At 46.9% G+C, this 14,149-nt stretch carries 10 protein-coding genes; 6 read left to right on the forward strand and 4 right to left on the reverse strand.

The annotated features are described in order from the left end of the window. Positions 1–193: 193 nt before the first annotated feature. Positions 194–2,560 carry a hypothetical protein gene (locus tag NWE92_09955; GenBank protein MCW4029952.1) on the forward strand — a complete coding sequence of 789 codons (2,367 nt, stop codon included), beginning with the start codon at positions 194–196 and terminating at the stop codon, positions 2,558–2,560. 145 nt (positions 2,561–2,705) lie between these two features. On the opposite strand, the gene NWE92_09960 is transcribed toward NWE92_09955, so the two are convergent. From NWE92_09960 to NWE92_09970, 3 genes are all read right to left on the reverse strand, one after another. After that, positions 2,706–3,551: a restriction endonuclease gene (locus tag NWE92_09960; protein ID MCW4029953.1), complete on the reverse strand. Its 846-nt coding sequence runs from the start codon at positions 3,549–3,551 to the stop codon at positions 2,706–2,708. Between the two features lie 379 nt (positions 3,552–3,930). Then, positions 3,931–6,525, reverse strand: coding sequence for an ATP-dependent chaperone ClpB (clpB, locus tag NWE92_09965; protein MCW4029954.1), 2,595 nt, complete (start codon positions 6,523–6,525; stop codon positions 3,931–3,933). Between the two features lie 39 nt (positions 6,526–6,564). Then, positions 6,565–7,023, reverse strand: a complete 459-nt coding sequence (locus NWE92_09970) for a small multi-drug export protein (GenBank protein ID MCW4029955.1) — start codon at positions 7,021–7,023, stop codon at positions 6,565–6,567. 117 nt (positions 7,024–7,140) lie between these two features. On the opposite strand from NWE92_09970, the gene NWE92_09975 reads away from it, so the two are divergent. Both NWE92_09975 and NWE92_09980 read left to right on the forward strand, forming a co-directional pair. Then, a complete protein-coding gene (locus NWE92_09975; GenBank protein ID MCW4029956.1) occupies positions 7,141–7,704 on the forward strand; it encodes a hypothetical protein in 564 nt (187 codons plus the stop codon). A gap of 141 nt (positions 7,705–7,845) precedes the next feature. Then, positions 7,846–8,328 carry a hypothetical protein gene (locus tag NWE92_09980; protein ID MCW4029957.1) on the forward strand — a complete coding sequence of 161 codons (483 nt, stop codon included), beginning with the start codon at positions 7,846–7,848 and terminating at the stop codon, positions 8,326–8,328. A 140-nt stretch (positions 8,329–8,468) separates the two neighbouring features. On the opposite strand, the gene NWE92_09985 is transcribed toward NWE92_09980, so the two are convergent. After that, a complete protein-coding gene (locus tag NWE92_09985; protein MCW4029958.1) occupies positions 8,469–9,389 on the reverse strand; it encodes a hypothetical protein in 921 nt (306 codons plus the stop codon). 220 nt (positions 9,390–9,609) lie between these two features. Between NWE92_09985 and NWE92_09990 the strand changes: the two genes are divergently transcribed. From NWE92_09990 to NWE92_10000, 3 genes are all read left to right on the forward strand, one after another. After that, positions 9,610–12,387, forward strand: coding sequence for a cation-transporting P-type ATPase (locus tag NWE92_09990; protein ID MCW4029959.1), 2,778 nt, complete (start codon positions 9,610–9,612; stop codon positions 12,385–12,387). Positions 12,388–12,492: 105 nt separating this feature from the next. Further along, positions 12,493–13,554 (forward strand): acyltransferase family protein, encoded by a 1,062-nt coding sequence (locus NWE92_09995; GenBank protein MCW4029960.1) that lies wholly within the window; start codon positions 12,493–12,495, stop codon positions 13,552–13,554. A gap of 93 nt (positions 13,555–13,647) precedes the next feature. After that, a complete protein-coding gene (locus tag NWE92_10000) occupies positions 13,648–14,058 on the forward strand; it encodes a putative metallopeptidase (GenBank protein MCW4029961.1) in 411 nt (136 codons plus the stop codon). The last annotated feature ends 91 nt before the right edge of the window (positions 14,059–14,149 follow it).

The following is a 14,149-nucleotide window of genomic DNA, read 5'->3' on the forward strand; positions in this document are numbered from 1 at the left end:
GGCAGCCTTAAGGAAGATTCTTTTCTTAGATTTAATATCTCAGAGGGGCAAATCTCGCTATCCGCCTGCCGATTTCGCTTCTTTGTTCAGCGCTCCTATTGTATTTCAGAACAACAATAGTACAAATCCCTAACAAACCGCAACCCACCCAAGGTTTATTAAGATTCAATGTTTAAAGCAAGTGGTGACTAACTTGACTTTTAATTCAGACAGCAAAAAAATAACAATAGCCCCTAAAACATTAACAAACAAAACAACAATAAGACAGCCACAGCGAAACAAAGTCGTCATCTCTGTAGACATAAAAGTGTTAGATGAAGCAAAACCTGAAGACATCTCCAAAGGCACGGTTTACGCTTTTTCTAGAGGAGGCACACTTTTAGCCAAAACAAACTTGGACGCAAAAGGGACCGCCCAAGTAGCGGTTAATTTACCTATTTTAGAAACTGCCCAATCGCTTCGCCTCATCGTTGGTCCCGATCTAGCAGATAAACAAACCGTGACTGAACTACTGCGCCTCGGAGGAGAGCAAATCTACGTACAAGTACCACCCAAAACCTACCAGAAAAATGTAACTATTCAAGTTATTTCTAAGCAGGTCCTCTGTTGGGTCTTAAGCAGATGTATAGTTCGTGGAAGTGTATTCAAGAAAGTCGTAAGCGGCGGAATCACAATGGACCTTCCGGTATGCGGAGGGGAAGTTGAAATCTATGAAGTAGATCCCATCTGCATTCTGATTCCTAAACTGCCAATCGAAATCATTGAGCGCATAAGAGACTTCATAATAAAGCCTCCACCAATTCCCGATCCTATAGAAATCCGTGAAGAGCGCCCGACCATTGGTCCAATACCGCCTCAACCACTCATTATTGGCAGCAACAAAATAAACCAAGTTTTAGCCTACAAACAAACTCCCGAAACTCGAATGCTAAAACAAAAAATAAATTGCTTAGATGAATCCTATGTCGAAAGCAGCCCAAGCGTCCAATCACTGCTTGCAGGCGAAGACCTACAGAATCTGCGGATTTTAGCCCAAACAACAAATACCGAACAATTCAGACAAGTCCTAATCAACTATGGAACAATTACAAAAGCCATCATATGCTTGTTCCCATTCATAGCAGCACATATGGATTTAGTTGCCACCACAACTACAGCTGAATGCGGCAAATTCAAAGCCATGTTTTTCCGAGGATGCAACAACATCGACAAACCAGACCTCTACTTTAGAGTTAAACAAAAAATCTTCGCATTCTTGCCACCCATAAACATCTACGCACCAACCCCAATACTTTGCAACACCTTCTGGAATTATCAATGCGGCACACAAGAAGTAACACTCTACGTTACACATCCACTAGCTAGAACCTGCGCGCCCTGCCAACCTGTCGATGCACCACTAAACTGGGTCTTATTCATGGCAATCGGCAATCACCCCTTAAGTAAAATCCGTGGAACCAGTGTCCCACTCGCAGCAACCACCACATCGCAAAACCTTGGTTTAACGGATACAGATGCACCATTCGGTGAAACCCTGCGACCCAGAATTGAATTTGACAACAGCTTACGCGAAGATTTAGGCGTCAAATACTACCGAGTATCTTACCGAAAAGGCACATCAGGAACTTTCATTCCGCTAAATATGCCAATTAACCGACACTATACCCATGAAGTAGGCGACGATTTAGTTCTTGAAGTGTACAATCTTGGACCCAAATCAGAAAAATCCCCCGGCGTACCTTTAGAGAACCAAAACATATTTGAAATTCCCCCCGCGTTGCCGCCCATAGGACAATGGAGCATCCCCGACGCAGTTGAAGACACCACCAGCGCGAAATTCCCAACCTTAAACTTGGCTAACCTTCAAGACCCCGGCGTTATGTGGCCAGAAAGCGGACAATACCAACTTAAAGTAGACCTCTTTGATGTCGACGGAAAAATTGTGGACATTGATGCCTTAGATATTAAATTCCGTGTACCCAAATCAACAGATCTTTCGGGAACAATAGAAACCGAAGACGCAGCCAGCAGCACATTAGAAAACGGAATACCCTCAAGCACAGGCTTGATATACGATGATGATGGCGACGGCAAGAAAAGCATGATTATTAGCCTAAACATCAACAACAGCCTCTGCAAAGCTGAAATCCCCGCACCTACCCTCGACGGAGTCCCTGCAGGAGACGACTGCGGCGTTATGAAGTACGAGTTTGGCCCAGCACCACTCAAAGAACCCCAAGGAACAGTAACACTCTACTATCGACCAGAACATCCTTCAGGCGTCGGAACAGATGGATTTGCAACCTACAACTTCTCAATCACTCGAGGCGGAAACCCAGCATCTCTGATAGATTCAGGCAGAACACCCTTACCTCCAGCAACTAAATCGGCAACACGAACCGTTACAGAAATCCTTGGCATATGCGATACAGCAGGATTTGTTGAGCACATGCATGTGTATGCCATGGCTACCTCGGGATGGCGCAGACTCTATGAATACGACGCGCATGCAGTGAGAGGCTTTGTCTTAGCACCCAAAACCAAACATCCAGAACCATAAACCTAATTTCTTTTATTTTTTTTAAAAAAAAAGTCAGAGCGATTTTGGATCTTGGGTATTTTGTCTAAAATTATTTGACTTTTTTCGGTTTCTTTGAATGCCACTCGGCCTTTCTCCATAAAACTAAAAAAACAGGCTGACAGGCTTACGGTGACCATAAGGTTTCGGTTGTATGCCGTACTTTTTCCAGAATCGACGCCACAGCTTCAGGGGATAACCCCAGTTTTCGTTCGAGGTAGCGGCTATCTTGCTGGAGCAACTGTGGAATAAGCACAATACCCATCTCGACTAGCCGCAGCCGCACCGAGGGGTTTAAGCCTCGCAGACAACTCAAAGGATACAACCTGTGCCGTTCCACCACGTCACGTAGCCCCCAACCTTCCGGAGACGCCCAGCCCACTTGCAAAATCCCGCGGCAACCACCATAGTTGATGGCATGTTCAGAGTATCGGGTGTTAGTAACCAACAGGGCACGGTCAATTTTGACTGATGTTACGCCTTCGCGGTAGCCGTCCGTTACGTCTTCAAGTATTGCACGGGCTATGCGGCTCTCATCCAATCCTGTAAGAGCATGGTATTCAGCGTGATGTTTTGCCTCCACAAAATAGGTAACGCCGCCTTTAGATGCGATGGCGTCGACTTCATGTTCCCCGCACAAACCCCGTAGAATCGCGTTGGGTTGAACTTGAAAACCGCTGTAAGAAAGGAGCACACGCACAAAAGCCTCGAATTCGGGTTTAGACTCCATGAGGCTTATGCCACGTTTTAGGTCAAAGAGATGTCTCACTGCAGGTTTAGATTTACGCATGAGAATAAAGATGAGTTGGAGGATTCTTCTGGTAGGCATACCCTCGTAGACGTTGCCCGCTATTTTTTCTGCGACTTGAGCAGCGACTTCGGGGGTGGCGCCTAATCGGAGGCAGGTCTGGATGACTTTTGCTTTATCGAAGGGCTGTTTTGTGCCATCTGCTTTAGTTACAAAAAATACCAAGTGCGCTCCATCCTCATAGAAGATTGACTGGATAACGTTTTAATTTTGTGGGTTACCGTCATTGTAGTTCATTTTTTTGTTTTTTCTCTTTGTGTGGGTTTGGTGCTTTACGGGATGCCACAGGTTGGTTGTTGGTTTGGGTTGTTTTTTGGGTTTGCTTTGTGTTTTGGGGTCTGTTTGGGTGTGGTATAACTGGATTTACCACACGTTCAACATAGGTCTATGTTGAAGCCGTCGCCATGTGCGCGTGGCGACATGTAGAAACTGGTTTTCTTCCCACAAGAACCAACACCCAAACACAACGCGCACCAAACAATTTTTTATCTCGTTCAAAAAAAGGTGCAAAAAAGAAAAAAAGGCACACTACAAAGAGAAGAGATTACGGTTTATTCTTAAACACTAACCCACCGTTCTTCTCATCCACCACAATCACCGACGCCTTATCCACTTTCTCCGCCAAAATAATCTTAGACAACTCATTGAGCACATTCTTTTGGATAACCCGTTTTATAGGTCTGGCGCCGAATTGAGGGTCAAACCCTACTTTAGCAATGTAATCAATGGCTTTCTTGGTGACTTCAACATTAACGCCGTTTTTCTCCAGCATCTTCTGCACTGCTTTGAGTTGGTTTTCCACAATTTTTCGCACTTCCTCTTCAGTGAGAGGCTGGAACATGATAATTTCGTCAACACGGTTGAGGAATTCGGGTTTAATGGTGCGTTTGACGAGGTTGAAGACTTCTTCTTTTGTGTGGTTCCAGATTTCTTCGCGGTTGTCGGCAGTTACTTTTTCGAGGTTTTCTTGGATGATGTGGGAGCCGATGTTGGAGGTCATGATGATTATAGTGTTCTTGAAATCCACTGTGCGTCCCTTGTTGTCTGTTAATCGTCCGTCGTCCAATACTTGTAGGAGTATGTTGAAGACATCAGGGTGTGCTTTCTCGATTTCATCAAGGAGCACAACAGAGTAGGGTTTTCTGCGCACAGCCTCGGTTAACTGTCCGCTTTCCTCATACCCAACGTAGCCGGGGGGAGCACCGACCAATCTGGAAACTGTATGGCGTTCCTGATACTCCGACATGTCGATTCGGACCATGTTGTTCTCGTTGTTGAAGAGGAAGTCTGCAAGCGCCTTTGCCAATTCAGTTTTGCCAACGCCTGTTGTGCCTAAGAAGATGAAGGAGCCGATGGGACGTTTGGGGTCTTGCAGTCCAGCTCGGCTGCGGCGGATGGCATCAGAGACGGCGCGGATAGCGTCTTCTTGCCCGATGACGCGTATGTGAAGTTCAGTTTCGAGGTTAAGCAGCTTTTGCTTCTCGCTCTGCAGCATACGGCTAACGGGTATGCCTGTCCAGTGCGAAACTACCTCTGCGATTTCCTCTGCATCCACTTCCTCATTTATTAGGGGTGAGTCTTTTTGGATTTCCGAGAGTTTTGCTTTTAGGGTTTCGATGGCCTTGGTTGCTTCGGGGATTCTGCCATAACGAATTTCCGCCACTTTACCAAGGTCGCCGCGGCGGTTGGCATCTTCTTCCGTGAATTTTAGCTGTTCAATTTCATTCTTTTTGTTCTGGATTTGCTCCACAATGTCTTTTTCGGCTTGCCATTTGGCCTTTAGTTTGTTACGTTGTTCACTTAGGTTGGCGATTTCTTCGTTTAGCACTTTGAGTTTGGCTTCGTCTTTTTCTCGTTTTATGGCTTCACGTTCAATTTCTAGCTGACGGATTTTGCGTTCTATTGTTTCAAGTTCTTCGGGGGCAGAGTTGATTTCTAAGCGCAACTTCGAGGCGGCTTCATCTATGAGGTCTATGGCTTTGTCAGGTAGGAAACGGTCAGAAATGTAGCGCTGAGATAACTCAACAGCAGCAATTATCGCTTCATCCTTTATTCTGACATGGTGAAATACCTCGTAACGTTCTTTTAAGCCGCGAAGAATGCTAATCGCGTCTAGGGTATCAGGTTCATTAACCATTACTGGCTGGAAACGACGTTCGAGGGCTTTGTCTTTTTCAAAGTACTTCTGGTATTCCTTAAGCGTGGTTGCACCGATAACCCGCAGGTCACCTCGGGCTAAGGCAGGTTTTAGAATGTTTGCGGCATCCATAGCGCCCTCGCTTGCGCCTGCCCCGACCAGCGTGTGAATTTCGTCAATAAACATGACGATTTCGCCCTCAGATGAGATGACTTCTTTTATGACGCTTTTTAGGCGTTCTTCGAATTCGCCCTTGTATTTAGCGCCCGCTATTAGGGCGCCCATGTCGAGGGAGTAGAGTTTTTTGGATTTTAGGTTCTCGGGTACGTCACCGTTTACGATGCGGTGGGCTATGCCTTCGGCTATGGCGGTTTTGCCGACGCCTGGTTCACCGATAAGAATAGGGTTGTTTTTTGTTCGCCTCGATAGGATTTGGAGGACGCGGCGGATTTCTTCGTCTCGTCCAATGACGGGGTCAAGTTTTCCAGTTCTTGCCCGCTCATTTAAGTTGGTTGCAAAACGGTTCAGCGCGTTGTAGGTTTCATCTGTTGTTTGTGAATTCACAGTTGATCCCTTCCTCAATTGCTTAATTGCCTCTTTTAGTTCTTTTTCTGTAACTCCACTACTTTGAAGTAGCCTCGAAGCCGAATCGCCCGAGGATAGAATTGCTAGTAGGAGCTGTTCGAGGGAGACAAATTTGTCTTGGCTCTCAGCAGCTAACTCCTGAGCTTTTCGAAGAACCTTGTTAGAGTTAGTTGATAGGTAGTGTTCTCCGCCGGTGACTTTTGGCAGAGAATCAATCAGCCGCTCAAGCGAGCCCAAAAAGGCGTCCATGTTGATGTTGAAGTGTTTTAGCAGATAAGGAATCACATTGTCGTCAACGGTTAGCAGGGCTTTTAGCAGATGTGCTGGTTCGATGGCTTGGTTTTGCTTGGCAGATGCTATTTCTAAGGCTTTTTGGAGTGCCTCTTGTGATTTAACGGTAAAATTGTCAAAGCTCATAAAGAAGACTCGTTTGGCAAGATATTTGAATTTTTTTGCTTAGAGCCAGCTTAGGCTAATTAACCAAGGAAGAGCAGGGTTGGATAGAACGAATTTGAAGACGCCTTCTGCAACGCAGAAAAAGAAGGCCGCTACCACAAAGATTGCGCCGAACAGCGAGGGGTAGAGCTTGCTGGGTTTAATACCGATTAGTTTGCCGATTATGGCTAACTGTATGGGTGAGAGCACCACGATACCTAGAACGATGCCAATGCATCCGTATTTGTCAATGATTTTTCTGCCGCGTTGCAGCTTTTTTTCCAGCCATGGTCGAAGACCCTTTTTCCAATTCATCAACCCCTCTATCAGGTAAGTAACAAGCAACACGGATAAGAAATTGAGGAGGATAGCTGCCGTAAAAACAAACAGAGGGTCGTAGCCAATTGCCACTCCATACACTATCCCCATGCCGCATTCCAAAGTAAGAGATAACACGATGAAGATTGCAAGCTCGAACACTTATGCACCCATCAGCTTAGTGATTGCTCCTTCGTTAGGGAATATTAATTTTTTGGGTTAATGAGCAAAATAGCGGTAATCGGTTAAAGATGCAGAAGAGTAAAGTTCAGGGGAGTTATGCAAAAATTTATAGCGCAGTTGGCTAAACCAGAAATGGCGACCACGATGGATACAGCAGGCCTTAAAGCACTTCCAAAAACCGAAGTCCCAAAAGCAGCAGAAACCCTAACAGCAGGTGACCTTGATTTTCTGGTTGAAACCCTCAAAGAAAAAGATGACAAACTACGCTACAACGCCTTTTTACTGCTTCAGGCGCATTCCAAAAAACACCCCGCCGTCTATGCGTATTGGGATGAATTAGAAAAGAAACTTGACAGTGACAACTCGTATCAGCGGAGTTTGGGTTTGATGCTGCTCGCTGAGAATGTACGCTGGGATAGCGAAGGCAAATTCGGCGGGACAATCGGCAAGTACTTAGCGTGTTGCCAAGACGAGAAATTCATAACAGCCCGACAGGCAATACAAGGACTCCAAACCATCACAGAAGCCACAGGCAAATACAACTCACAGATAGCGGAGGGGTTGGGGAAGCTGGATATGTCGGTTTACAAGGAGAACCAGCAAAGCCTACTTAAAAAGGACGTAGCAAATGTCTTAAAAGCCATGCAACCAAAAAAGTAGGCTTCTCTTTGAAATAAAAAGAAAAAATGAAGGCTACTTGCAGTTTGCTGCCATTTTTCGCCTTGAAAGTGGCAGATTTTCGCTTTTTACAAAGGGTTATGCAGGAAAAACTAGCAGGTTTGCGTTATTAAGCTATATATAATGGCTCAGAGAGTTGATGAAATCGTATTACGGCTAATTGGGGTAGACCTGATGGATGAAGTCCTTGAAATGCTAGATAGAACCGCAAAGCGGATTCAAAAAACTGTAGATGATGCAAAAGATGCGAATGTGAAGCATTCGGTAATTTTTGACCAGCTCTTGTCTTCGACGGATGCCTCTCAGGAACAGAAAATGAGGGCGTTTGTACGTAAAACTGTGGAGTTGGAGCGGTTGGAATGGTTAAATTCTCAGTTGACTTTGCTGTATTCGCTACAGATTTTCGCCTTCAAAGTCAAAGTGCTCGAAGTCGGAGTGGAAAAAATCAATCAGCAACTCGTCCAGTCAGGTGTTTTGCAGAAAAGCGGCGAAGTGGAGGACATAAAAAAGAACATCGACGCCCTAAAAATCCTCATCGAAGCCCACTATGAATCGATGAAGGAGATCAATGAAACTCAAAACCAAAACTTAGCTTACATCAAATAAGCTAACTCATTTTGTTTTTAAATAAGTTAGGCGGGGAGCGTGGGGCTCCCGCTTTGCGGTTCTCCCTTCAGATAATATAATAAAAAAGAGCAGCCTAAGTGGCTTGTGCCACTAGGTTTTCTGCGTTATTCTTTTTGGGCTTAGAAGAGTTTTTCCCAGCTTGTTACTAAGTCTAGGACTTCTTGGCCTGCTTTGCCGCCGTAACTCTTTAGGCGTTCCCGAGTGTCTTTTTCTGCGATTGCTTTCTTTTGGAATTCTTGCATTTGGGCTGCTTTGTCGGTGAGGTATAGTAAACCGTCAGCGCCCGCGCGTGCCATACGGACTGATACGGTGAGGAGTTCGCTTGGTGTTGGGGTTTCTTTGGGGTCGTCGCCGGGGCCGATGACGTATAGTGCAATGTTTAGCTTTACGTCTTTGAAGAGTTTCTTGAAGTTACGTGTGAGCATTTCCCAGTACCAGGGTGTAGCGTAGTTCTTGCTGAACATGACGACGAACATTTCAGTTGTGAGTGGTAGCAAGTCGTCGAACCAGACGCCGAAACGTTCATAGTTGGTAACAGGGTCTGGTAGGATGCCGATGTAGAGTGGTTTTTTGGCTTTGTTGATTACGCGGTCGCTTGTTGCTGCCATGTAGTCGCTGACTTCTTTGCGTCTCCATTCATACCATGAGAGACCACTTTTTGCGTGGAGTTCTTTACAGCGTGGGCAGATGCAGTGGTGGTGTTCTGCAAAGTGAATGCTGTTTAGCCAGACACCTTGACTTTTGCGTGCTACGTCTTCCATGTAGTCTAGTTGTTCTGCTCTGTGTTCGGGTTGTGTTTGGCAGAGTACTTCCCAGCGTACGTTGAAGTTGTCGTTGGTTCTCCATGCGGGGCCTAGGTCTGATTGGCTAATCCAGTCAGGGTGTAGGCGTGCAGCTACGTTGTCACCGAAAATTGCGACGTTGCTGTACATATCAGCTTTGGGGGGTAATCGTCTTCCGACTTCAGGCTTAGTGCGGAAAAGGTCAAAGTCAAAGCCAGGAACTTTCTTAGCTTCAAACATGTATGTGCCGAATTTCAATTTGATTCTACCTTTTTAGAACAGAAAACGTGCGGCGCGGTTATAAAGTTTTGCGTAAAACCCCTCACCATAGGTTTCAAAAAACAAATTGCACACCCAAGGTTGCGTACAATAGCAAAAAGGCGCAAATTAAGTGTTAAGAGCCGTTTCTGAAGCCACACGCCAATCACAAAGTCAACAAATAAAACAATAATCACACAGCTTTGCCTGCTCACATCAGTTGCAACAGAAAACCCAAAAACCTAAACAGGCTCAAGCAAAAATTCTGCAAGTTATCTGCACAATCTTTTTAGGGCATGTGACTCCGCAAGTTTATAACCCCAACACAAAGAAAACTATAGACGGTACTACCATGAGTCAAATGCACTCCAAACAGCCCCAACAAGCCACAGAAGAATTAGGCGTAAATCCGCAGCGTGGCTTAAGCAGTCAACAGGCAGCGCAACGACTCAGCCAGTATGGCAAAAACAGTTTGGTGCAGCCACGCGAAATCCGCTTCCTATCAATTCTGCGAGAAGAAATCACCGAACCCATGATTCTGCTGCTCTTAGCCATAGGCGTCTTATACAGCGTTTTGGGGTTCCTTGCAAACACAGGGTTCACTGATGCAGCAACCATCATAGTCATCATAATAGTCCTTGTCCTAGCCGAGGTCTGGAATGAATACCGCGCCAAACGCTCCGTCAACGCATTACGGCAGTTAGCGCCTCCAACCGCGTTGGTTTTGCGGGATGGGCAACCCGTAGAGGTGGAGACTGCGGTGTTGGTTCCCGGAGATGTGCTTCTGCTTAAAGTGGGGCAACGGATTGCAGCTGATGCACGGCTTTTAGAAGCGTATGGATTAGAAATCGACGAGTCCTCGTTAACTGGTGAGTCGTTTGCAGCTCAAAAAGACGCCAAGGCCGTGTTACCAGCAGAGACGCCAATCATAGACCAAACGAACATGCTTTTTACGGGAACGGTGATTACGCGGGGCAGCGGAAGAGCCCTCGTTACAGCCACGGGCGTACGGACAGAGTTGGGTAGAATTTCAGGCATAACCCAAGCCGCCAAAGAACCCAAAACCGAACTGCAATTGGCGATGAAACAGCTTTCCAAGACGCTGGTTTGGGTGGCGCTGTTCTTTAGCATCTTAATCCCGATTCTCAGTTATGTTCGGGGGTTGCAGCCGGGTCCAGCCGAAGCTGTTCTATATGGGCTGTCATTGGCATTTGTGGTTATCCCCGAAGAGTTGCCCATTATCATCACTATGGTTTTGGGTGTGGGCAGCTACGCGTTGTCTCGTCGAGGCGCCATTGTTAAGCGGCTACGGGCAGCGGAAACTTTGGGCAACGTAACTGTTATAGCAACCGACAAAACAGGCACCATCACCGAAAACAAGATGCGCCTTGAACATCTCTACTTCGACGGCGCTGTCACCGCCTCAGTCAAGTTTGGACCTAACGAGAAATCAGCTCTACGAACGGCACTTCTTGCTAGCGATGCTCCGCGTAACTATAGCGATAAAGCCTTCATAGGCAACCCGATGGCACAGGCGATTCTTGAACGGCTAAAGCAAGAAAACCTCACAATCGCTGAACTCTCCGAGGGCTGGGTACTCAAGAACGAGTTAAGTTTTGATGTTAACCGCAAAGTTGCAAGCTACATCTACCAGTACGGAAACGCTCAGGTTGTTCTCTCGAGTGGGGCTCCTGAGAGAATCTTGGCGAATGCCAGTCGCATCTTGCTTCGAGGAGAGGAAACCGCAATTTCCGACGAGATAAGACAGGAAGCCACTCGGGTGATTGTGGAGATGGCAAAAAGCGGAGAGCGGCTGCTTGCGTTTGGCTACCACCGACTACCGGCGAATGATGAAGCTGGAGTCAATCTTGAAGGGAACATAGTATTTGTGGGGGTTGCAGGCTTCATTGACCCGCCACGAAGAGAAGTCCGCGGCGCCATCTTGAGCTGTCAACAGGCAGGCATCAAAGTCATCATGATAACAGGCGACCACCCCCAAACCGCCAAAACCATCGCGGGACAAGTCAGCATCCCAAACAGCCGCGTCTTAACTGGCAGCGACATATCAAACATGCCCGACAGCGAACTAAAAGCGGCGCTGCGGAGCACTTTTGTGTTTGCACGGGCAACTCCAGAGGATAAGTTGCGGTTGGTGCGGTTGCTCAAAGAGAACGGAGAAACCGTGGCAGTGACTGGAGATGGCATCAACGACGCCCCAGCGCTAAAGGAAGCCCACATCGGCATCGCCATGGGGTTGCGGGGCACTGACGTAGCTAAAGAAGCCGCAGACATGATTTTGACCGATGACAACTTTGCCACCATAGAAAACGCTGTCAAAGAAGGCCGCCGACTCTACAGCAACCTCCGCAAAGGCGTCCGATACTACCTCGCCTGCAAAGTTGCTTTAGTCAGCATCTTCCTTATCCCAATAATCTTGGGCATTCCGTTGCCGTTTGCACCTATCCAAATTATCGTGTTAGAGTTGTTTATGGATTTGGCGGCGTCTGCCACGTTTGTCGCTGAACCCCAAGAAGCAGGCGCTATGAAGAAGCCGCCCATCAGCGCCAGAGAACGCTTCATCAATAAGCAACTGCTAAGAACGCTGTTTTTGGGCGCTATTAGCCTCTTTGTAGCCGTGACAGTCACCTACCTTGTAGCGTGGTACACTGCCTCCGCCACGATGACCCCTGCCGACGCGGAAACCTATGCTCGAACCGTTGCATTTGCCACATGGATGTTTGGCCACATTTTCTTAGCTTTCAACTTCCGCTCTGAACAAGAACCCCTACTCAAAGAAGGCTTACTATCCAACAAGGTAATGCTACTCTGGGCGTTGCTGGTGTTTGCGGTTTTGGTGGCAGGCACCACTTTAGCGCCACTACAGGCAGCATTGCAGATTACGAGTTTGCAGGCGCTGGATTGGGTACTGGTGGTGGGGGTTGCGTTTGTTTCGACGTTTTGGATGGAAGCAGCTAAGTTGCTTGGCAAAAGGCTCTAACCGTCCACTTTTTTATCTGCATAGAAACATTTTGGGTTGATTTTGGTTAATTTTATTAGCTAACCCATCGTAAAGGGAGAGCTAACTCGGTGGGGAAATACTGGAATGGAGGGGAACAATGGGGTTGGTTATTCTCCAGACTTAATTCGCACAATAGCCATATTCCTAGTTGTTCTGGTGCACTGCTGTGGATTCCCCTATTTCATCGACTCAGACACAATCACTCCTCAGGTTGTTCTGGGGTGGTTCACATCGGATGTTTACGGCGCATTTGGCTACTTGGGTGTGCCCCTCTTTGTCATGCTATCAGGTGCATTGCTGCTTGAACCCACCAAAGCCGATGAACCGCTGGGTGTGTTCTTTAAGAAACGGTTTAACCGCATTGCATTTCCCATGATTTTTTGGAGCATTATCTACTTTATCTGGAGCTACTACATACACGGCAAACAATTATCGCTGTTCAACATTGCCCAAGGCGTAATCGGGGGAACCTACGATCACCTATGGTTTTTGTATCTGCTAATCGGACTCTACGCAGTAACACCCATACTCCGCGTGTTAGTCAAACATTTAGACCGAAAAAAATTCACCCTGCTACTTAGCCTGTGGTTCGTCGGCACCGTCATAACCCCGATAATCCACACCTTCACAACCCTTAGCTTCAATCCACTCATGTTTATTTTCATGGATTGGGTCGGCTACTTCCTGCTAGGCACTTATCTGGCGAAAAACAAAATCCGCTCAGGAATACTCTACGCCGCCTTCATTTTTGGATTATTAACAGCAATTATAGGCGACTGGCTCGTAACCGCCACGTTAGGCCACACCTACACAGGCTACTTCCATGGCTACTTAAGCTTCAACATGATAATCGCCTCCGCCGCCCTCTTCGCCCTACTAATCGCCATTCCACCCAGCCGCGCAGAAAGCCGTTTTGGCAGCGTTAACCGCGTGATTCACTGGATAGGGCACAATACGCTGGCGATTTACTTGCTGCACATGATTGTTCTTGAAACTCTTGCGATAGGGCTCTTGGGCTTCACCATACCCTACATAGATAACCCCATCATACGCATCCCCACCATGGCAGCGATAGTGTTTGTGATTACAGCAGCCATAATTTATCCCCTCTCAAAAATCCCCTACCTCAAACGATTAATCGGCTAATCAACCCGTAGAGCCTTTGCAAAAATCAGGCGGGAAAGCACGCAACTTTTTAACCCAAACCACTACATCAAGAGGTTGGAAGAGGGAAAAGGTGTGCCCATAAAATATTATGACGCCCCAGAAATCAAAAAACAAGTAGACCAACTAGCGCAAGAATGCGAGTTCTATCATGTGGTGCCCCAGTTTGTGTTCTGCGTCCGCAGCAGAGGCAGCAAAGCGCGTCGCACCATCGCCCGCATCCATGGGCTGGGCAAAATCTGGCAAGGCGTCCTCAACTTACCGCCATCTTACACCATCGAGGTCATCTCCGAGATTTTTGACAAGATGTCGCCTGAAGATAAAGAAAGAACGCTCATCCATGAACTCATGCACATCCCCGGCGGCTTTAGCGGAGGCTTTCGACCCCACAAGGGATATGTGGAACGCAAGAACGTTGAGGCAGTTTACAAGAAACTGTTAAGTGACCGTGTGGCGCGGCGTCAAAAACAGCTTTTTCCCCGATGAAAGACGCATGTTTTGGTGAAGGTTTTTAAGCCTCAAAGAAGCCAATTGGAAAGCCAAAGAATACCTAACGAAAAATTAAAAAACCCTCTAT

Source organism: Candidatus Bathyarchaeota archaeon (assembly GCA_026014745.1).
Classification (GTDB): Archaea; Thermoproteota; Bathyarchaeia; order Bathyarchaeales; family Bathycorpusculaceae; genus Bathycorpusculum.

What these genes read in the sequence shown, in the direction of transcription:
- clpB (MCW4029954.1), bottom strand. Translation starts at nt 6,525, where the DNA reads ATGAGCTTTGACAATTTTACCGTTAAATCACAAGAGGCACTCCAAAAA.
- NWE92_09975 (MCW4029956.1), top strand. Translation starts at nt 7,141, where the DNA reads ATGCAAAAATTTATAGCGCAGTTGGCTAAACCAGAAATGGCGACCACG.
- NWE92_09980 (MCW4029957.1), top strand. Translation starts at nt 7,846, where the DNA reads ATGGCTCAGAGAGTTGATGAAATCGTATTACGGCTAATTGGGGTAGAC.
- NWE92_09995 (MCW4029960.1), top strand. Translation starts at nt 12,493, where the DNA reads ATGGAGGGGAACAATGGGGTTGGTTATTCTCCAGACTTAATTCGCACA.